Source organism: Bradyrhizobium sp. 142, assembly GCF_023074015.1.
GTDB lineage: Bacteria > Pseudomonadota > Alphaproteobacteria > Rhizobiales > Xanthobacteraceae > Bradyrhizobium.
This window is the reverse complement of record NZ_JADPKQ010000305.1, coordinates 1-19322: the sequence shown is the minus strand read 5'-3', so window position 1 is coordinate 19322 and position 19322 is coordinate 1. Positions and strand designations below refer to the sequence as shown.

16 protein-coding genes and 1 pseudogene are annotated in these 19322 nt (G+C 65.1%); 11 read left to right on the top strand and 6 right to left on the bottom strand.

The features are described from left to right. Nucleotides 1–12: 12 nt before the first annotated feature. From IVA82_RS27365 to IVA82_RS27340, 6 genes are all read left to right on the top strand, one after another. Nucleotides 13–1224: a phosphoglycerate kinase gene (locus tag IVA82_RS27365; RefSeq protein WP_247387047.1), complete on the top strand. Its 1212-nt coding sequence runs from the start codon at nt 13–15 to the stop codon at nt 1222–1224. Between the two features lie 38 nt (nt 1225–1262). After that, nucleotides 1263–2330, top strand: a complete 1068-nt coding sequence (gene fba / locus IVA82_RS27360) for a class II fructose-bisphosphate aldolase (RefSeq protein WP_247387046.1) — start codon at nt 1263–1265, stop codon at nt 2328–2330. A gap of 335 nt (nt 2331–2665) precedes the next feature. Continuing rightward, a complete protein-coding gene (locus IVA82_RS27355; protein WP_247387045.1) occupies nt 2666–3691 on the top strand; it encodes a class I fructose-bisphosphate aldolase in 1026 nt (341 codons plus the stop codon). Between the two features lie 3 nt (nt 3692–3694). Then, entirely contained in the window at nt 3695–4363 is a 669-nt protein-coding gene (locus IVA82_RS27350) for a thiamine phosphate synthase (protein ID WP_247387044.1), read from the top strand. Between the two features lie 8 nt (nt 4364–4371). Continuing rightward, nucleotides 4372–5448, top strand: coding sequence for a tetratricopeptide repeat protein (locus IVA82_RS27345; protein WP_247387043.1), 1077 nt, complete (start codon nt 4372–4374; stop codon nt 5446–5448). Nucleotides 5449–5544: 96 nt separating this feature from the next. After that, nucleotides 5545–6336 carry an inositol monophosphatase family protein gene (locus tag IVA82_RS27340; protein ID WP_148738721.1) on the top strand — a complete coding sequence of 264 codons (792 nt, stop codon included), beginning with the start codon at nt 5545–5547 and terminating at the stop codon, nt 6334–6336. 134 nt (nt 6337–6470) lie between these two features. Here IVA82_RS27340 and IVA82_RS27335 read toward each other — a convergent pair whose 3' ends face one another. Together IVA82_RS27335 and IVA82_RS27330 are read right to left on the bottom strand one after the other, a co-directional pair. Then, nucleotides 6471–9620 carry an efflux RND transporter permease subunit gene (locus IVA82_RS27335; protein WP_247387042.1) on the bottom strand — a complete coding sequence of 1050 codons (3150 nt, stop codon included), beginning with the start codon at nt 9618–9620 and terminating at the stop codon, nt 6471–6473. Nucleotides 9621–9626: 6 nt separating this feature from the next. Next, on the bottom strand, nt 9627–10820 hold the full coding sequence (locus IVA82_RS27330) for an efflux RND transporter periplasmic adaptor subunit (protein WP_247387041.1): 1194 nt from the start codon (nt 10818–10820) through the stop codon (nt 9627–9629). A 370-nt stretch (nt 10821–11190) separates the two neighbouring features. Here IVA82_RS27330 and IVA82_RS27325 point away from each other — a divergent pair, with 370 nt between their 5' ends. Beyond that, the gene (locus tag IVA82_RS27325; RefSeq protein ID WP_247387040.1) at nt 11191–11595 is read left to right on the top strand and encodes a response regulator; all 405 of its coding nucleotides are present in this window, start codon (nt 11191–11193) and stop codon (nt 11593–11595) included. A 171-nt stretch (nt 11596–11766) separates the two neighbouring features. On the opposite strand, the gene IVA82_RS27320 is transcribed toward IVA82_RS27325, so the two are convergent. Then, on the bottom strand, nt 11767–11991 hold the full coding sequence (locus IVA82_RS27320) for a hypothetical protein (protein WP_247387071.1): 225 nt from the start codon (nt 11989–11991) through the stop codon (nt 11767–11769). A gap of 358 nt (nt 11992–12349) precedes the next feature. Next, nucleotides 12350–12528, bottom strand: a pseudogene (locus tag IVA82_RS27315) (class I SAM-dependent methyltransferase); the annotation flags it as partial. 539 nt (nt 12529–13067) lie between these two features. Here IVA82_RS27315 and IVA82_RS27310 point away from each other — a divergent pair. From IVA82_RS27310 to IVA82_RS27300, 3 genes are read left to right on the top strand one after another with little or no spacing between them, the layout of a single operon-like run. Then, on the top strand, nt 13068–14087 hold the full coding sequence (locus tag IVA82_RS27310; protein WP_247387039.1) for a flagellar motor protein MotA: 1020 nt from the start codon (nt 13068–13070) through the stop codon (nt 14085–14087). Between the two features lie 39 nt (nt 14088–14126). Then, the gene (locus IVA82_RS27305) at nt 14127–15155 is read left to right on the top strand and encodes a peptidoglycan -binding protein (RefSeq protein WP_148738712.1); all 1029 of its coding nucleotides are present in this window, start codon (nt 14127–14129) and stop codon (nt 15153–15155) included. Next, the gene (locus IVA82_RS27300; RefSeq protein ID WP_247387038.1) at nt 15155–15601 is read left to right on the top strand and encodes a GNAT family N-acetyltransferase; all 447 of its coding nucleotides are present in this window, start codon (nt 15155–15157) and stop codon (nt 15599–15601) included. The genes IVA82_RS27305 and IVA82_RS27300 overlap by 1 nt, the downstream gene beginning before the upstream one ends. 198 nt (nt 15602–15799) lie before the next feature. Here IVA82_RS27300 and IVA82_RS27295 read toward each other — a convergent pair whose 3' ends face one another. Continuing rightward, on the bottom strand, nt 15800–17644 hold the full coding sequence (locus IVA82_RS27295; RefSeq protein WP_247387037.1) for an ABC transporter ATP-binding protein/permease: 1845 nt from the start codon (nt 17642–17644) through the stop codon (nt 15800–15802). 201 nt (nt 17645–17845) lie between these two features. On the opposite strand from IVA82_RS27295, the gene rpmE reads away from it, so the two are divergent. Beyond that, entirely contained in the window at nt 17846–18073 is a 228-nt protein-coding gene (rpmE, locus tag IVA82_RS27290; protein WP_247387036.1) for a 50S ribosomal protein L31, read from the top strand. Nucleotides 18074–18310: 237 nt separating this feature from the next. Here rpmE and IVA82_RS27285 read toward each other — a convergent pair whose 3' ends face one another. Then, on the bottom strand, nt 18311–18820 hold the full coding sequence (locus IVA82_RS27285; protein WP_247387035.1) for a DUF1465 family protein: 510 nt from the start codon (nt 18818–18820) through the stop codon (nt 18311–18313). Nucleotides 18821–19322 lie beyond the last annotated feature (502 nt).

The window sequence follows — 19322 nt, the reverse complement described above, 5'->3', positions numbered from 1 at the left end:
AGAGAGCCAAAGATGACTAAATCATTCCGCAGCCTCGACGACGTCGACGTGAAGGGCAAGCGCGTGCTGCTCCGCGTCGATCTCAACGTGCCCATGGAGAACGGGCGCGTCAGCGACGCAACGCGGCTCGAGCGCGTCGCGCCGACCATCACGGAAATCTCCGACAAAGGCGGCAAGGTCATTTTGCTCGCGCATTTCGGCCGGCCGAAAGGGCGCGATCCCAAGGAGTCGCTCAAGCCCGTCGCCGAGGCGCTGTCGAAGGTCGTGAAGAAGCCCGTCGCCTTTGCCGACGACTGCATCGGCGAGCCTGCGTCCACGGCCGTGGCGGCGCTGAACGATAGCGACATCCTCTGCCTGGAAAACACCCGCTTCCACAAGGAAGAGGAAAAGAACGATCCGGCCTTCGTCGCCGAGCTCGCCAAGCTCGGCGACATCTGGGTCAATGACGCCTTCTCCGCCGCACACCGCGCCCACGCCTCGACCGAGGGCCTCGGCCACAAGCTGCCGGCCTATGCCGGCCGCACGATGCAGGCCGAGCTCGTCGCGCTGGAGAAGGCGCTGGGTTCTCCGACCAAACCCGTCATCGCGATCATCGGCGGCGCCAAGGTCTCGACCAAGATCGACCTGCTCGAAAACCTCGTGAGCAAAGTCGACGCGCTGGTGATCGGCGGCGGCATGGCCAACACCTTCCTGCACGCCCACGGCGTCGGGATCGGCAAGTCACTGGCGGAGAAGGATCTGGCCGCGACCGCTCTGCGCATCATGGAGAAGGCGGACGCCGCGAACTGCGCCATCATCCTGCCGGTCGACGCCACCGTCGCGTATCATTTCGCCGCCAATGCGCCGTCTCACGCCTATGGCCTCGACGCGATCCCGGCCGACGGCATGATCCTCGACGTCGGCCCGCAATCGATCGCCCGCATCCATGCTGCGATCGACGATGCGGCGACGCTGGTCTGGAACGGACCGCTCGGCGCCTTCGAGCTGCAGCCCTTCGACCGCGGTACGGTCGCGGCCGCCAAGCATGCTGCCCAGCGTACCAAGGCCAAGAAGCTGATTTCGATTGCGGGCGGCGGCGACACCGTCGCAGCCCTCAACCAGGCCGGTGTGGCCGGCAATTTCACCTATGTCTCGACCGCAGGTGGCGCATTTCTTGAATGGATGGAAGGCAAGCCTCTGCCCGGCGTCGAGGTCTTGCGCGTCAAGTCGTCGGTCGGCGAGTAGCTAGCGGGCCCGCAGGCCCAAACGGGAGAAAAAGATAGATGGCTCGGATCACGTTGCGTCAATTGCTCGACCATGCGGCGGAGAACGATTACGGCGTACCGGCCTTCAATATCAACAATATGGAGCAGGCGCTGGCGATTATGGACGCCGCCAATCAGGTCGATGCGCCCGTCATCATCCAGGCCTCGCGCGGTGCACGCTCCTATGCCAACGACGTTATGCTCAAGCACATGATGGACGCGGTGACCGAGATCTATCCGCACATCCCGGTCTGCGTGCATCTCGACCACGGCAACGAGCCCGCGACCTGCATGACCGCGATCCAGGCCGGCTTCACCTCGGTGATGATGGACGGCTCGCTCAAGGCCGACGGCAAGACCCCCGGCGACTGGGGCTACAATGTCGGCGTCACCAGGACCGTGACCGACATGGCCCATCTCGGCGGCATTTCGGTCGAGGGCGAGCTCGGCGTGCTCGGTTCGCTCGAGACCGGCATGGGCGACAAGGAAGACGGCCATGGCGCCGAAGGCAAGCTCAGCCACGACCAGCTCCTCACCAATCCGGACGAAGCCGTGAAGTTCGTCCAGGAGACCAAGGTCGATGCGCTGGCGATCGCGATGGGGACTTCTCACGGTGCTTACAAATTTACCCGCAAGCCGGACGGCGACATCCTCGCCATGAACGTGATCGAGGAGATCCACCGCAAGCTGCCGAACATGCATCTGGTGATGCACGGCTCGTCCTCGGTGCCGCAGGACCTCCAGGAGATCATCAACGCCAACGGCGGCAAGATGAAGCCGACCTGGGGCGTGCCGGTCGCCGAGATCCAGCGCGGCATCAAGAACGGCGTGCGCAAGATCAATATCGACACCGACAACCGCATGGCGATGACCGGCCAGATCCGCAAGGTCCTGAATGACAATCCGGAAGAGTTCGATCCGCGCAAGTACCTGAAGCCGGCAATGGAGGCGATGACCAAGCTGTGCAAGCAGCGCCTCCAGGAGTTCAACACCGCCGGCCAGGCCGCCAAGATCAAGAAGGTCCTGACCACCGCCGAAATGGCCAAGCGCTACGCCAAGGGCGAGCTCGACCCCCGCGTCGCGTAGCGATCGCGCGGTGGCGTAGGGCTGGATTCGCCCTATCCCTCCCCCGCCTCGTTCTTACGGGGCCGCGACGAGCTGCGCTCGCGCTGAGAGCGTCGGGGTAAGGGGCTGCTTCCGCAAAGCGAGTAGCAGACGGACTCGCGGAGACTCCCCCACACCCGGTTGCTTCGCGACCGACCTCTCCCCGCAAGCGGGGCGAGGTGAAGACCCGCCCGGCCGGCCCAACGCTTACCCCAGCCGATCGCCCCTTCACCCTGCGACGAACGTTAACTCGGCAATTGCCCGAGAACGGTCTATTTTCACGGGCAAGGGCAGAATCGTTTTGGGAGGACATCTCGATGAATCTGACTGAGCTCAACAGGATCGCGACCGCCATGGTCGCCCCCGGCAAGGGCATCCTTGCCGCCGACGAATCCTCTGGCACCATCAAGAAGCGGTTCGACGCGATCGGCGTCGAATCGACGGAAGGCAATCGCCGTGACTATCGCGAGATGCTGTTCCGGTCGAAGGAGGCCATGAGCCAGTACATCTCCGGCGTCATTCTCTATGACGAGACGATCTGGCAGGACGCAAAGGACGGCACGCCGCTGGTCAGGCTGATCGAGCAGAGCGGCGCCATTCCCGGCATCAAGGTCGACGAGGGCACGCAGGCCTTGCCGATGTGCCCGGGCGAGCTCGTCACCGTCGGGCTCGACAAGCTCGCCGAGCGGCTGAAGAAATATTACGACCGCGGCGCGCGCTTTGCCAAATGGCGCGCGGTGATCGATATCGGCAGCGGGATTCCCTCCATGACCGCGATCAGCGTCAACGCCCATGCGCTGGCCCGCTACGCCGCGCTATGCCAGGCCGCGCAGATCGTGCCGATCGTCGAGCCGGAAGTGCTGATGGACGGCGATCACGACATCGACCGCTGTTTTGAGGCGACGAGCCGCGTGCTCAATAAGACCTTTCAGGAATTGCGTGTGCAGCGCGTCGCGCTCGAGGGCATGGTGCTCAAGCCCAACATGGCGGTCTCCGGCAAGAAATGCGCAAAGCAGGCCTCCGTCGAGGAGGTCGCGGAGAAGACGATACGGCTGCTCAAGGCCTGCGTGCCGGCGGCGGTGCCTGGTATCGCCTTCCTCTCCGGCGGCCAGTCCGACGAGGAGGCGACCGCGCATCTCAACGCCATGCACAAGCTGGGCCCGCTGCCCTGGGGCCTGACCTTCTCCTACGGCCGGGCGCTGCAGGCCGCGCCGCAGAAGGCCTGGTCGGGCAAGGCCGAGAACGTCGCGGCCGGGCAGCGCGCCTTCAGTCATCGCGCGCGAATGAATGGGCTCGCCTCCAAGGGCGAATGGCAAAGCAGCCTGGAACAGAAGGCGGCCTAGATCTTGTCGAACAAATCGCCTCCACCGCGCCCGGCGCCGCGCCTCTATCTCGCGACGCCGATCGTCGACGATCCCGCTTCGCTTGTTGCCGAGCTGCCAGGGCTGCTCGCATCGGCCGACGTCGCCGCCGTGCTGGTGCGGTTGAAAGACGCCGACCAGCGCAGCATGATTTCGCTCATCAAGGCGCTGGCGCCAATCGTGCAGAACGCAGGTGCTGCGTTGCTGGTCGACGGCCACGCCGAGCTCGTCGCGCGCGGCGGCGCCGACGGCGCCCACCTCTCCGGCATCGCCGCTCTGGAAGAGGCGATGCCCTCGCTCAAGCCCGATCGCATCGCCGGGGTCGGCGGACTTGAGACCCGCCACGACTCCATGGCAGCGGGCGAGATGGGCGCAGATTATGTGTTGTTCGGCGAGCCCGATGCGACCGGACAGCGGCCGTCGGCGCAAGCGATTGCCGAGCGACTGGATTGGTGGGCCGAGCTGTTCGAGCCGCCGTGCGTCGGCTTTGCCACCTCGTTGGAGGAGGCCCATGACTTCGCTGCCAGCGGTGCCGATTTCGTGCTGGTTGCTGATTTCATCTGGGCCGATCCGCGCGGGGCCAAGGCCGCGCTGATCGAGGCCGACGCCGCGATCAAGAAGGCTTACGCGGCTCTCGCTGTGGGGCAGGGCTAGCGCCCGACATGAAACTCCCGCGCATCACCATCCTGGCCACGCTGCTGCTGACGGCGCCCGCGGCCGCGCAGCTTCAGATCACCCCGCCGGTGGCAACGCCGAGCGCGGCGCCCGCCAAGGAAAAAGCCAAAGAAAAACCCGCGACCAAGCCGCACACCATCACCAAGAAGAAGGATGCCGCGCCAAAACCATCTGCCTCGCCGAGCCCGGCGCCCGCTGCGACCGTGATCCCCGCGCCTCCCACCGACAATTCCAATGTCGACCTGGTGTACGGCGCCTATCAGCGCGGCCAATACAAGACGGCGCTCGAGCTCGCCACCGCCCGCGCGCAAGCCGGCGATGCCAAGGCGATGACCATGCTGGGCGAGCTCTATTCCAACGCGATGGGCATCAGGCGCGACTACGCCAAGGCGTCGCAGTGGTACAAGCGCGCGTCCGACGCCGGCGACCGCGAAGCGATGTTCGCGCTCGCCATGCTGCGTATGTCCGGCCGCGGCGGCCCTGTCGACAAGGGCGAGGCGGTCAAGCTGATGGCGTCCGCCGCCAAGCTCGGCGAGCCCAAGGCGGCCTATAATCTCGCGCTGCTCTATCTCGATGGACAGACCCTGCCACAGGACGTCAAGCGCTCCGCCGAGCTGCTGCGGCAGGCCGCCGACGCCGGCCTGCCCGAGGCGCAATACGCGCTGGCGACGTTCTACAAGGAAGGCACCGGCGTGCCGAAGGACCCCGAAAGGGCGGTGCGGCTGCTTCAGGCGGCAACGCTGACCGACAATGTCGATGCCGAGGTCGAATACGCCATCGCGCTGTTCAACGGCACCGGCACGCCGAAGAACCAGCCGGCGGCGGTCGCGTTGCTCCGCAAGGCATCCCGACAGGGCAGTGCGATCGCACAGAACCGGCTGGCCTGGGTCCTGATCAACGGCGTGGGCACCCCGATAGACAAGGTCGAGGGCTTCAAATGGCACCTGGTGGCCAAAACCGCCGGTAAGGGCGATCCGGAGCTCGACAAGCAATTGTCCGATTTGTCGCCCGACGACCGGGCCAAGGCCGACGCCGCCGCCCGGAAATGGCTCGGGACCAAATGACTTGACGCAATGACTTGACGTCAAGCCCCTCGCAGGGCACCCCATCTCTCAAACGGGCGCGATTGCGCGCCATTTCCCCGATCAAGACCAGAGCTCATGCTGTATTCCGCCACTATCAACGTCATGGTCAAGGCCGCGCGCCGCGCCGGCCGCAGCCTCAAGCGCGATCTCGGCGAGATCGAGCATCTTCAGGTCTCGCTGAAGGGGCCTGCGAACTTCGTCTCGCTCGCCGACAAGCGCGCCGAGGAGATCCTCTACCAGGACCTCGCCAAGGCGCGGCCCGGCTACGGCTTCATCGGCGAGGAAGGCGGCACCCGCGAGGGCCCCGACAAGAGCCACACCTGGATCGTCGATCCGCTCGACGGCACCACCAACTTCCTGCACGGCATCCCGCAATTTGCGATCTCGATCGGCCTTTCGCGCGAAGGCACCATCATCGCCGGCGTGATCTACAATCCGGCCAATGACGAGCTCTATATTGCCGAGCGCGGCAAGGGCGCCTTTCTCAACGACCAGCGCCTGCGCGTCGCCGGCCGCCGCCAGCTCAACGAATGCGTGGTGGCCTGCGGCCTGCCCCATATCGGCCGCGGCGACCACGAGGAATTCCGCCGCGAGATGACTGCGATCCAGGACCGCGTCGCCGGCCTGCGCCGCTTCGGCGCCGCCTCCCTCGATTTAGCCTTCGTCGCCGCCGGCCGCCTCGACGGCTACTGGGAGCGCAATTTGCAACCCTGGGACATCGCCGCGGGGCAGATCATGCTGCGGGAAGCGGGCGGCACGATCAGCGACATCGATACGCCGGGCGATGCACTGGTGACCGGGCATGTCGTGTGCGGGAACGAGTTCGTGCACGGGGAGCTGGTGAAGATTTTGCGGAAGGCAGCGTAGCGTAAAGGCCTCTCCCACATTTTCCGCTGTCATCACCCGTGAAAGCGGGTGATCCAGTATTCCAGAGACGTTCGTTGAATACGGAGAGGCCGCGGCGTACTGGATGCCCGCCTTCGCGGGCATGACAGTGTGCCTTACGGCTCGACCGGCGTCGGCGGGCCATACGCTTCCGCCTTCGCCACCTTCTCCCGATCTCCGCCCAGCACGCGCTGCACCGATACGAAGAACACCGGCACCATCAGCAGCGCCAGGATCACCACGGCGATCATGCCGCCCATCACGACGGTGCCGAGCGATTGCTGGCTGGCGCCGCCGGCGCCGTGGGCGATGGCCATCGGCAGCACGCCGCAGATGAAGGCGAGGCCCGTCATCAGGATCGGGCGGAAGCGCAGGCGGCAGGCTTCGATGGTGGCTTCGACCAGCGGCTTGCCTTCCTTCCGCAGATCCTTGGCAAACTCGATGATCAGGATCGCGTCTTTCGCCGCAAGACCGATGATGGTGATCAGGCCGACGGTGAAATAGACGTCGTTGGGAAGGCCGCGCAGCATTGCCGCGATGACGGCACCGACGATGCCGAGCGGCACCGTGAGCAGCACCGCGAGCGGAATGGTCCAGCTCTCGTAGAGCGCGGCCAGACACAGGAACACCACGAACACCGACAGCGCCAGCAGGAACGGCGCCTGCGAGCCCGACAGCTTTTCCTGGAGCGACTGTCCGGTCCATTCAAAGCCGAAGCCGCGCGGCAGCTTGCCGGCGAGCCGCTCCATCTCGGCGATGGCGTCGCCCGAGGTGAAGCCGGGCTTGGCCTCGCCGGAGATGCGCACCGCCGGATAATAGTTGAAGCCGGCGATCTGCGTCGGGCCGCGCGCCCATTCGACCGTGGTGAAGGACGAGAACGGCACCAGCTGACCGCGGCTGTTCTTGACGTTGTAGTTGAGGATGTCCTCGGTTCGCATGCGATCGCGGGCGTCGGCCTGCACCACGACGCGCTGCATGCGGCCGCGATTGGGGAAGTCGTTGATGTAGTTCGAGCCGAGATTGGTCGAGATCGTGTTGTTGATGTCCTCGAAGGTGACGCCGAAGGCGCCGGCCTTCTCGCGGTCGATCACGAGATTGACCACGCCCGCTTCGGGCAGGCCCTCGATATAGACCTTCTGAAGCACCGAGCTCGCATTGGCTTCCGCGATCAACTGGTCGGCGGCGCGCATCAAGGCCGGATAGCCCTTCTGGCCACGGTCCTGGAGGCGGAACGAGAAGCCCGAGGAATTGCCGAGATTGTCGATCGGCGGCGGCTGCAGCGCGGAGATCTTGGCGTCGTGGATTGACAACGACAGATCCCGGTTGATGTCATTGACGATCGCGGCGGCGGAATCCTTCGGGCCGCGCTCCGACCAGTCCTTCAGCGTGATGAAGGCCTGCGCGGTGTTCATGCCCTGGCCGGAGAAGCTGAAGCCGGTGAGGAAGGTGACGTTGTCGACGCCAGCCCGCTGCGCCAGATATTTCTCGACCTTCTCGATCACGGCCTCGGTGCGGGCGTAGGACGAATCCGACGGCGTCTGCACGTCGGTGGTGACGAAGCCCTGGTCGTCGACGGGCAGAAAACCGCCGGGCAAGTTGACGAAGACCCAGGACAAGCCGGCCAGCAGCGCCACATAGACCAGCATCAGCCGGCCCGTGCGCTTGAGCGAAAAGCCGACGGTGCGGGAGTAGCCCTCCTTGCCGCCTTCCAGCATGCGGTTGAACCAGCCGAACACGCCTTTCCTGGCATGGCCATGGCCGGCCGCGACGGGCTTCAGCAAGGTCGCGCACAAGGCCGGCGTCAGCGACAGCGCCAGGAAGGCGGAAAAGCCGATCGCGGCGACCATGGTCACGGAAAACTGGCGGTAGATGATGCCGACCGAGCCCGGGAAGAACGCCATCGGCACGAACACCGCCATCAGCACCAGCGTGATGCCGATGATCGCTCCGGTGATCTGCGACATGGCTTTCCGTGTCGCCTCCTTCGGCGGCAGGCCTTCCTCCGCCATGATGCGTTCGACGTTCTCGACCACGACGATGGCGTCGTCGACGAGGATACCGACCGCGAGCACCATGCCAAACATCGAGAGCATGTTGATGGAATAGCCGGCGAGGAGCAGCGTCGTGCAGGCGCCCAGGAGTGCAACCGGCACCACGATGGTCGGAATGATGGTGTAGCGGATGTTCTGGAGGAACAGGAACATCACCACGAACACCAGCACGATGGCTTCCACCAGCGTCGACAGCACCTTCTTGATCGAGGCTTCGACCACCGGCGTGATGTTGTAGGGAATCTCGTAGGTGATGTTGGCCGGGAAGAAGCGCGACAGCTCCTTCATCTTGTCCTGTACCGCACTCGCGGTCGCCAGCGCATTGCCGGTCGGCGACATCAGCACGGAAAGGCCGGCGGTCGGCTTGCCGTCGAGGCGGGTGTTGAACTGGTAGCTGAGACCGCCGACCTCGATCCGCGCGACATCGCGAAGGCGCACGGTCGAACCATCGGCATTGGCGCGCAGGATGATGGCGCCGAATTCATCGGGGGACGAGAGCTGGCCCTTGACCAGGACCAGCGAAGAGGTGCGCTGGGTTGCAGTCGACGGCTCGGCGCCGATGCTGCCCGAGGCGACCTGCGCGTTCTGCGCCGCGATCGCCTTGTTGACGTCGTCCGCAGTCATTCCATAGCCGACCAGCTTGGCCGGATCGACCCAGACCCGCAGCGAACGTTCGGTCGAATAAAGGGTGGCGCGGCCGACGCCGGGGATGCGGCGGATCTCGCCGAGCACGTTGCGGATCATGAAATCGCCGAGGCCGACCTCGTCGAGACTGCCGTCGGTCGAATTCAGCGTGATAATCTGGAGCACCGCGCTGGAAGCTTCCTCGATCAGGATGCCTTGCTGGATCACGGCGCGCGGCAAGCGCGCTTCGACGCGCTTGATGCGGTTCTGCACTTCGACGGAAGCTGCGCTCGTGTCGGTGCCCGGCACGAAATTCGCGATGATCTCGACCTGGCCGAGCGAGTCGCTGGTCGATTCGAAGTTAAGGATGCCCGAGGCACCGTTGAGCTCCTCCTCGATCAGGCGCGTGACACTGTTGTAGAGGTTCTCGGGCGAGGCGCCGGGATAGCTGGTCGAGATCGAGATCGAGGGCGGCGCGATGATCGGATATTGCGCAATCGGCAATAGCGGGATCGAGATCGCGCCGACCAGGCAGATGAATAGCGCGACGACCCAGGCGAAGATCGGCCTGTCGATGAAAAAACTCGCCATGGGGCGTTACCGGGTGAGCTTCTGGGCGTGCCGGTTGTCCGCGGTCGCGTCCGCCTCGGACCAGGATTGCGGCTTGACCTTGTCGCCGGCGGCGAACTTCTGGAAGCCTTCGACCACGACCTTGTCGCCGGCCTTCAGGCCCTCGGTGACGAACCAGATTCCGTCCTGCACCGAGCCGGTACGCACCGGCAGCACGGCAATGCGGTTATCGTCCTTGACGACGAACACCTCGCTGCCGCCGCCGCCATTGCGCTGGACCGCCTGCTGCGGCACCGCGATGGCATCGGAATCGAGGCCCTGGTCGATCCGCACGCGGACATACATGCCCGGCAAGAGCTCACGCTTGGGATTGGGAAACTCGCCGCGCAGCGTCACCTGCCCGGTATGGGCGTCGACCTTGGCATCAGAGAACAGGAGCTTGCCGTCGAGCGAATAGAGGGTGTTGTCGTCGAGCACGAGGCGTACCTTGGCGGCATCGGCGGCGATGCGCTCGAGGTCGCCGCTCTCGAAGGCGCGGCGGAGCTGGTTGAGCTCGGTCACCGACTGGGTGAAATCGGCATAGATCGGATCGAGCTGTTGGATGGTGGCGAGATTGGTCTCGTTCTGCACCGCGAGCGCGCCCTCACTGACCAGCGCCGCACCGACGACGCCGTCGATCGGCGCGCGTACGGTGGCGTAGTCGAGGTTGAGCTTGGCACGCGCGAGGTCGGCCTTGCGGCCCTCGACCTCGGCATAGGCCTGACGCTCGGCCGCGATCGCCTTCTCGTTTTCGGCTTCCGGGGCGGCACGATCTTTCGTGAGCGTCGCGATGCGGTGCGCCTGTTGCCTGGCCTGCATGAATGCGGCCTCGGCCTTAGCAACCGCGGCCTCGTTCGCCATCACCTCGACCTCGAACGGGCGCGGGTCGATACGATAGAGCGCGTCGCCCGCCTTCACCTCACTGCCCTGGCGGAACAGGCGCTCGACCACGATGCCGGAAACGCGCGGGCGCACCTCGGAGACGCGCGTCGGCGCGATGCGCCCCGGCAGCTCGCGTACCACGGCGCGCGACTGCGGCTTGACGACGACAATGCTGACATCAGGGTCGGCAGGCGGGGCGGCAGAGAAGGCCGAGCTGGATTCGTCGCAGCCCGCCAGCAGCGGCGCAAAGGCCGCGAGCATCATTGCAACGCATGCCGATCGCGCTCGAAGTCCAGACATGAAGTGGGGTGCCCCGATGTTGTTGAAACTGATCAAACTCCGCGCGAGCCCATTCTGGACAATTCCCGCGGCTGATGGCGCGAACATAGATTGGTCTTGCTGCGACGCAACGCATCAGGTGGGCGGCTCAATGTCACACGCCCTATCGGACTGAGATCAGGCCTATTTTCAGGACTCACCAGATTGTGAGTCGGGTTCCATCACCGCGTGCTGCGGCAGAAGACCGCAACGAACGATGTTTCGGCTGCGGAGGCCGACTGCTGCGCCTTTACGACCTTACTGCACCTTTGAACATTTCGCGGAACTGTTGGCGTCCCCACTCACTTACCCCGCCGCAGGACTGCAACGACGCAGCAGGGGAGAACGTGACGTGGGTGATGCTGTTGCGGTTCTGGTCGTCGAGGATGACCGGCTCATTCAGGCGATGATCGAAGACGCTCTTTCGGACGGCGGTTTTCAGTCGGCCGTCACCGGCTCGGGCGAAGAAGCGATTGAGCTTCTTCAAGCCAACGAAACCCATTATCGGGCGATCATCACCGACATCAATCTGGTTGGGCGGCGTAACGGATGGGAGGTGGCCCAGCGATCCCGGGAAATCGACCCGTCGATGCCCGTTATCTATATGACGGGTACACACGCAGAGGACTGGGCTTCCAAGGGCGTGCCGAACAGCGTTCTCTTGAGCAAACCTTTCGCGCCGGCGCAGCTCGTGACTGCCCTGTCCAATCTCCTCAACGCCCAGGCGCCGCCAGCGGAGCGCCCTGACCAGGGTTAGCCGGAACCAAAGGGCGAAGGTCTGTTGCATCGTGTGCGCCAAATCCTCGGCAGAGCAACTCCTCTGCAGAGAAAGGCTTTCTGGCCCCGAAGAGCCGTCGCGCCGCCCGAGTGCAGCGGACCCGCCGGTGGCATGAAGCCACCTGCGGAGCCTGCTGAATGGTCAGCGGACCTATCGCTTGGCCGGCGGACCACTCTTGTTGCCCGGCAATCCCTTGATGTTCGCCGGATCCTGCTGCTGCACCGACTGATTCTGAGACGCCGAGCCAACGGTGCCGCCATGGGCGGGCGGCCCGTTCTTGTTCCCGGGAGCGCCGGCAATTCCGGCCCCTGAGTTCTGTGCACTCGGCGCTGTTGCCGCGCTGCCGGAGTCGGCGCGAGAAGGACTCCCCGGGATTTGGGCCGCGGACCCAGGCTTGTCCTGTTCGGACACGTAACCCGATGCACCGGAGTTCTCAGTCTTGATGCCCTTGTCGGCTTCATTCTGGAGGCTCTGCGATGGCGGGGCCTGTTGCGCCATCGCCGGTGTCGCAAAGCCGGCCACCAGCGCAATTGCTGCCAATGCGAGATGCCGCATGACGTTTTCTCCACAGGTTGTTTGCCGATAACGACGGAGGACCCTGACGTTTCCGATTGCGGCCGGAATTCTTTACAAGCCGGTCCGGCTTGAAGAGCATTTCTGGTTCGAAGGCGACATCCGATTAGCAGGGCGGATCTTATTCATCTCTCGATCTTCGGCGCACATGAGGAGCGCCCTACTCCACCTTCATCCGGTAGTGGCTCACGCCCCATTCGCTGCCGTCGGCGTAGCCGAACAGCCCGGCGGGCGCGAGAAAGAACCAGCGCCAGCGCCGCCCACAATGCTGTGTCCTCGCCATAGACATGGATAATGCGTGCCGCTCCAGCGCCATTCCTTCTCGACGACGACCAGGTCCGGCAGCGGCACACGTTCGGTGGTCCCGATGATCGTGGACACAAAGCTCATGCGACCGCTCCCTTGGCCATGACGTGTTTGGGGACGAACGGAAAGATCGTGCTGATCGGGGATTGGGAGGCGCGGTAACCCGGCGGCCCCGCAAGCCCGCCGATCAGCCCTTGCCGCGCGTTGGACGCCTCGCTCGCGCGCGGCCACAGTGCCGCGCCCCCCGCCGGTGTGGCCGCCGGCAGGACTCGGGATGGAATCGTCCTGCTCCAAATGGCCGGTGCGCCGTTGCACCATCAGAGCGAGCGCTGCCAGGACCGCGAGCCGAAGCGGAATGACGGGCAGTCCCCCGAGATGCAAAGCCATGCAAAAATTCCGACCCAAGCCAGTGGAATGCCGAAGTTTTGCAAAATACGCAGCTATCAAGGCTCGGTTTCGGCATTTGGGTTCCCTGCCCCGCCGCGAAATCGGCCCAGCCGGCGCTTTTTTTGGGCCGGCGCTGTGCCATAGTGCGCACTGCAAGCAAGCTTTCGTAACGGATGATACCGGACATGCCGTCAGGCACCTCGCCCCGCTCCTCCATCGATATCGAGTACACAAAACTGTCCTCACCCAGCGTCTTCCTGGTGCGGATGCTGGTCTTCCTGGTGCTATGCACGCTGGTGGGCGTGGTGCTGTACAAGCAGATCATCCAGGCCTTCTTCGCCAATCCCGGCCTCAATGCCCTGATCGGGGCGGTGCTGTTCATCGGCATCGTGCTGGCGTTCCGGCAGGTGATCCGGCTCTATCCCGAGGTCTCCTGGGTCAACAATTTCCGCATTGCCGATCCCGGCCTGGCGCCGGCCCGGCACCCCAAGCTGCTGGCGCCGATGGCGGCGATCCTCGGCGGCGAGCGCTCGGGGCGGATGACCATCACCCAGACGACCATGCGGCACCTGCTCGATTCGATCGCGACCCGCCTCGACGAGGCCCGCGACATCTCGCGCTACATGACCGGCCTCCTGGTCTTTCTCGGCCTGCTCGGCACCTTCTGGGGCCTGATCGAGACGGTCGGCTCGGTCGGCAAGGTGATCGACGGGCTCAAGGTCGGGGGCGATTCCGGCGCGCTGTTCGACACGCTGAAGGAGGGGCTGGCCGCCCCGCTCGGCGGCATGGGCATCTCGTTCTCCAGCTCGCTGTTCGGTCTCGCCGGCTCGCTGATCCTCGGTTTCCTCGACCTGCAATCGAGCCAGGCGCAGAATCGCTTCTACACCGACCTTGAGGACTGGCTCGCCACCACCGTGCGCGAATACGGCAGCGGTGAGCTGGCCGCCGCCTCCGGCGGTGGCGGCGTTGCCTCCGGCGAGCTGCAGGCCGCGGTCGAGCGGCTGCGCTCCGTGTTTGAGGAAGGCAGCGCCAGCCGCGGCACCACCGCGGCGATGGCGAGCCTTGCCGAAGCCATCCAGGCGCTGGTCTCGCACATGCGGACCGAGCAGCAGATGATCCGCGAATGGGCCGACGGCCAGGGCGAGCAGAACCGCGAGATCCGGCGCCTCCTGGAACGCATCGCGCGCCAGCCGGAGAAGAGTTAGCGACATAGCATGCCGCACACGAAAGAAGCGGAGAAGTAAATGGCTCTAGCCCGAGGCCGCCGCGGCGATACCTCCTTCAACTACTGGCCCGGATTCGTCGACGCGCTGTCGACGCTGGTGCTGTCGATCGTGTTCCTGCTGTCGGTATTCCTGGTCGTGCAGTTCTTCCTGTCGCAGGAGGTCACCGGCAAGGACAAGGCGCTGGAGCAGCTCAACGCCAAAATCGCGCAGCTCAACGAGCTATTGTCGCTGGAGAAGCTCGGCAAGCTGAGCCTCGACGATCAGGTCTCGCAGCTGAAAGCCGGCCTCGCCTCGGCCGAGACCGAGCGCGACCGCATCAAGGGCCTCTATGAGGGCCTTGCCAGCGCCGGCAACGACGCGCAGGGCAAGACCACCGAGCTCGGCAAGGCGCTCGACTCGGAGAAAGCGGTATCGGCACGGGCGCTGGCGCAGATCGAGGTGCTGAACCAGCAGATCAGCGCGCTGCGGCGGCAATTGGCGGCGCTGGAAGAGGCGCTCGACGCTTCCGAGAAGCGCGACAAGGAATCGCAAAACCGCATCGCCGATCTCGGCTCCCGCCTGAATGTCGCACTGGCGCAGCGCGTGCAGGAATTGTCGCGCTACCGCTCGGAATTCTTCGGCCGTCTGCGCGCCATTCTCGGCAACCGCCCCGACATCCGCATCGTCGGCGACCGCTTCGTGTTCCAGTCCGAGGTGTTCTTCGACACCGGACAGGCGGTGCTGTTGCCCGAGGGCCGCGCCGAGCTCGATACGCTGGCGACCGCGCTGATCGAGCTCGACAAGAAGATCCCGAACGAGATCGCCTGGGTGCTGCGCGTCGACGGCCATACCGACGTGCGCCCGGTCAGCGGCGCAAACTTCAAGTCGAACTGGGACCTGTCCGCGGCCCGCTCGATCTCGGTGGTGCAATATCTGATCTCGCTCGGCGTGCCGGCCCAGCGCCTGGTCGCGGCCGGCTTCGGTGAATTCCAGCCGCTCGACACCGGCAACACGGAGGAAGCCTACAAGCGAAACCGCCGCATCGAGCTGAAGCTGACGGAGCGGTAGTGAGCGCCCTCAACCTCCGCCCCTATCGTCCCGAGGACGAAGCAGCCTCCATCGACCTCTGGCATCGCACCTGGCAGCAGGCCTATCCGCAGATCGACTTCGCGGCGCGGCTGGACTGGTGGCGCGAGCGCTGGCGCAAGGATTTGATACCCAAGGCCTCGATCGTCGTCGCCGAGCAGGACGGCGCGCTGACCGGCTTCGTCACCATCGACGGCGACGGCTATCTCGACCAGCTCGTGGTCGATCCCGCGCATTGGGGCTCGGATGCGGCGCGGCTGCTGGTCGAGGAAGCGAAGCGCCTGTCACCGGCAGGCGTCACGCTGCTCGTCAACAAGGACAATTCCCGAGCCATCCGTTTCTACGAGCGCAACGGCTTTGCGCAAGCCGGCGACGACGTGAACCCGACCTCGGGACGGCCGGTGCTGAAGATGGAATGGAAGCCGTAAGGCAGGTGCGCTGATCTCTCCCGGTGTCGTCCCGGCCTAGTGCGCAATTGCGCACGGGGGGCGGGACCCATACCGCGGAATCTATCGACTGCAGACGATCGAAGTACCGAACGACGAGCCTTCGCCAAACGACGGCCTATGGTTATGGGTCCCGGCCTTCGCCGGGACGACACCATATATTTGGATATTTGGACCGCCTCACGCCCCCTCGAACTGCAACCTCGCCAGCCTGGCATAAAGCCCGTTCACCGCCACCAGCTCGGCATGGGTGCCCTGTTCGACGATCCTGCCCTGATCGATCACCAGGATGCGGTCGCAGGACAACACGGTGGCGAGGCGGTGGGCGATCACCAGTGTGGTGCGGTGGCGCATCAGCTCTTCGAGCGCGGTCTGCACCAGCGTCTCGCTTTCGGCGTCGAGCGCGGAGGTTGCTTCATCGAGCAGCAGCAGCGGCGCATCGCGCAGGATGGCACGCGCGATCGCGATGCGCTGGCGCTGTCCGCCTGACAGCGTCACGCCGCGCTCGCCGAGCGGAGTCTCGAAACCTTCCGGCATGCGCCGGATGAACTCGGCGGCGTGCGCAAGCTCGGCGGCGCGCTCGACCTCGGCGTCGGTCGCATCGGGCCGGCCGAAGCGGATGTTCTCGCGGGCGCTTGCGGCGAACACGGTGGATTCCTGCGGCACCAGCGCGATGCGGGCGCGGAAGTCGCGCGGATCGGCGGATCTGACCGGCACGCCGTCGAGCGAGATCGCGCCGCCCCGCGGATCGTAGAAGCGCAGCAGCAGATGAAACAGCGTGCTCTTGCCGGCGCCGGACGGACCGACGATCGCGACCTTCTCGCCGGGACGCACGCTGAACGAGACGGCGTCGAGCACATTGACGTCGGGCCGCGCCGGATAGGCGAAACTGACCTGATCGAAGCCGACCTCGCCGCGCGCCGGCACCGGCAGCGCGCGCGGTGTTGCGGGCGCGGCGATCTCCGGCTCGACATGCAGGATCTCGAACAGGCGCTCGGCGGCACCCGAGGCGGCCGAAACCTCGCCCCAGACTTCGCTGAGCTGGCCGAGGCCGGCAGCTGCGAAAGCCGCATAGAGCACGAACTGGCCGAGCCGGCCCGGCGTGATGGTGCCGGTCAGCACGTCATGGGAGCCGATCCAGAGGATCGCGACCACGCTTGCGAACACGATGAAGATGATGATGGCGGTGAGCACCGCGCGCGCCTGGGTCGACGTGCGCGCGGCCTCGTAGGCCTGCTCGACCTCGCCGCCGAAGCGCTTTGCGGCCAGCTCCTCGCTGGTATAGGCCTGCACAGTGCGGATCGCACCGACCAGCTCGCCGGCATAGGCCGAAGCCTCGGCGAGCGTATCCTGCGCGTTGCGCGACAGACGCCGCACCCAGCGCCCGAAAGCGACCAGCGGCAGCACGATCAGCGGAATGGCCAGCAGCACGAAGCCGGAGAGACGCGGGCTCGTGATCACCATCATCGCCGCGGCGCCGAAGAACATCATCAGATTGCGCAGCGCGATCGAGACGGAGGCGCCGACGGCGGATTTGATCTGGGTGGTGTCGGCGGTGAGCCGCGACACCAGCTCGCCGCTGCGCGCGGAATCGAAGAAGGCCGGCGACAGCGACAAGAGATGGACGAAGACGTCGCGCCGCAGGTCTGCGACGATACGCTCGCCGATCGTCATAACGAGGTAGTAGCGCGCGGCACTGGCCAGCGCGAGCACGGCGACGACAGCGATCATCACCGAGAAGTAGCTGTTGATCAGCTCGATGCCTTCCGGCGTCAGGCCGAAATCGATCATGCGCCGGACCGCGATCGGCACCAGCAGTGTCGTCAGCGCGGCGATCGTCAGCGCGACGAAGGCGAGCGCCGCGCGGCCGCGATAGCGGGCCACATAAGGCGCGAGCGCCAGCAGCGGCCGCAGCCGGGCACGGCTCTTCGCCGGCTGCTCGATCAGCTCGGCGCCGATCTCGACGACGGGCACTTTTGCGGCCTCGTCGCGGTACTGGTCGTCAAGCCGTTCCACTGCGCTCATGAGATCGGACCCAAGGGGACAAGTCTGCTCCACATAGGCCGGTGCAGGGGGACTGGCAAATCCGGGATGTCCCTTAGGGGGAGGCCCGGTTCTCCTGTCCCCGCAATGGCTTGTTTTAAGGTCCCCCCTGGGGTATAGAGCCGCCCAAATCCGTCATCGATCATCACCCAAGCGAGAGGCGCCGGGCGCCGGCGAATTGCCATGAAAACCGAAATTCATCCTGATTATCATATGATTAAGGTCGTGATGACCGACGGAACCGAGTACCAGACCCGCTCCACCTGGGGCAAGGCAGGCGACACGCTGAACCTCGACATCGACCCGAAGTCGCACCCGGCCTGGACCGGCGGCAACGCCCAGCTGATGGATCGCGGCGGCCGCGTCTCGCGCTTCCAGAAGAAGTTTTCGGGCTTCCTCAAAAAGGATTGATCCGGCCGTTCCGGCCGCGAACGAAAAACGCCCCTGGAAAACCAGGGGCGTTTTTGTTTTTGGCGGCAGTCTGGTTTCAAACCGCCATCCTGAGGCGCGAGCCATGCGACGCAAAGCGTCGCGTGGGGAGCCTCGAAGGATGAACGGCCACGCGGCAGCAGCCGGGCCGTCGCCCTTCGAGGGCCGCTGAAGTAGCGGCCACCTCAGTGTGACGGTTTCAAGTGCGCGGATTGGATCTCACCGCTCGAACGCGGCCTTCAGCGCGTTCAGGTGCGGCACCAGCGGATTGCCGATCATCGGCTGTTCGGCCGGCGGCGTGTGGATCGTGGTGTCCAGACGACGCACGCGGGTCTGTAGGCTCATCGAGCGATGGATCAGGTCCTGGAGCTGCAACGGCAGCTTCTCGATGGTATCGGCGGGGCCGGGATCGGCGGCGGAAAGCTTGACCTTGGTCTTTTCGCGATTGGCCTGGCCCAGCGTCATCTCGCCTTCCTTCACCGCGCGATGCAGCAGCAGCCACGAGGCGAGCTGCATCAGGCGGGTGGTGAGGCGCATGCTTTCGGTGGCGTAAGTGAGGCTGACGGCGCGGTCGAGCGCCTTGGCCTCGGTGCGGCCGGCGCCGTCGAGATAGGCGGCGGTTGCTTCGACGAGGTCCATGCCCTCACGGAACAGGGCGCCGAACGCCGCAGAATTGGTGAACCGCTCGCTGAGTTGAACGAGAGCGCCGTCGGCTTGCAAACGTTCCATGGTTAACGCCCCTTACGCAACTTATTTACCGATCCGGCTTGGCCGCCGGATTATGATGAACAAATCATTGCGCGGGCGAACCGCGGAGTCCAGCGACAAGCGCGGATATGGTTTCCGCGCGTCATTCCTCGGAATGCAACCGAGCTAAAGCGCGCATCGCGCTTTAGCGTGTTGTTTGAGCATGATCCTATCGGAAAACCGCTTCGCACTTTGCCGGATCATGCTGTGCGAGGATCGGGATAGGGGGAGTCTCGCGACTCTCCCCTCCCACACCACCGTACATACGGGTCCGTATACGGCGGTTCACCGGATTGAGCGCGTACGGCTTGTTTTGCGTCCGCGCCAGAGGTTCAGATGGTGGGCTCCGTCACGTCGGCTTCGGCTCCTTTGAGCGGCGCCGTCCGGCTTCACCCTTTCCCGCCGCTCCCAAGGCCAGTGACCTGGATTTCCGCCGCATGGCCGGCTCGAGGTTTCCACATCCAAAACGTCTTTCCAGCGTTCG

What these genes read in the sequence shown, in the direction of transcription:
- IVA82_RS27335 (WP_247387042.1), bottom strand. Translation starts at nt 9,620, where the DNA reads ATGGCGAGTTTTTTCATCGACAGGCCGATCTTCGCCTGGGTCGTCGCG.
- IVA82_RS27305 (WP_148738712.1), top strand. Translation starts at nt 14,127, where the DNA reads ATGGCTCTAGCCCGAGGCCGCCGCGGCGATACCTCCTTCAACTACTGG.
- fba (WP_247387046.1), top strand. Translation starts at nt 1,263, where the DNA reads ATGGCTCGGATCACGTTGCGTCAATTGCTCGACCATGCGGCGGAGAAC.
- IVA82_RS27295 (WP_247387037.1), bottom strand. Translation starts at nt 17,644, where the DNA reads ATGAGCGCAGTGGAACGGCTTGACGACCAGTACCGCGACGAGGCCGCA.
- IVA82_RS27345 (WP_247387043.1), top strand. Translation starts at nt 4,372, where the DNA reads ATGAAACTCCCGCGCATCACCATCCTGGCCACGCTGCTGCTGACGGCG.
- IVA82_RS27285 (WP_247387035.1), bottom strand. Translation starts at nt 18,820, where the DNA reads ATGGAACGTTTGCAAGCCGACGGCGCTCTCGTTCAACTCAGCGAGCGG.
- IVA82_RS27330 (WP_247387041.1), bottom strand. Translation starts at nt 10,820, where the DNA reads ATGTCTGGACTTCGAGCGCGATCGGCATGCGTTGCAATGATGCTCGCG.
- rpmE (WP_247387036.1), top strand. Translation starts at nt 17,846, where the DNA reads ATGAAAACCGAAATTCATCCTGATTATCATATGATTAAGGTCGTGATG.
- IVA82_RS27355 (WP_247387045.1), top strand. Translation starts at nt 2,666, where the DNA reads ATGAATCTGACTGAGCTCAACAGGATCGCGACCGCCATGGTCGCCCCC.
- IVA82_RS27340 (WP_148738721.1), top strand. Translation starts at nt 5,545, where the DNA reads ATGCTGTATTCCGCCACTATCAACGTCATGGTCAAGGCCGCGCGCCGC.
- IVA82_RS27365 (WP_247387047.1), top strand. Translation starts at nt 13, where the DNA reads ATGACTAAATCATTCCGCAGCCTCGACGACGTCGACGTGAAGGGCAAG.
- IVA82_RS27310 (WP_247387039.1), top strand. Translation starts at nt 13,068, where the DNA reads ATGCCGTCAGGCACCTCGCCCCGCTCCTCCATCGATATCGAGTACACA.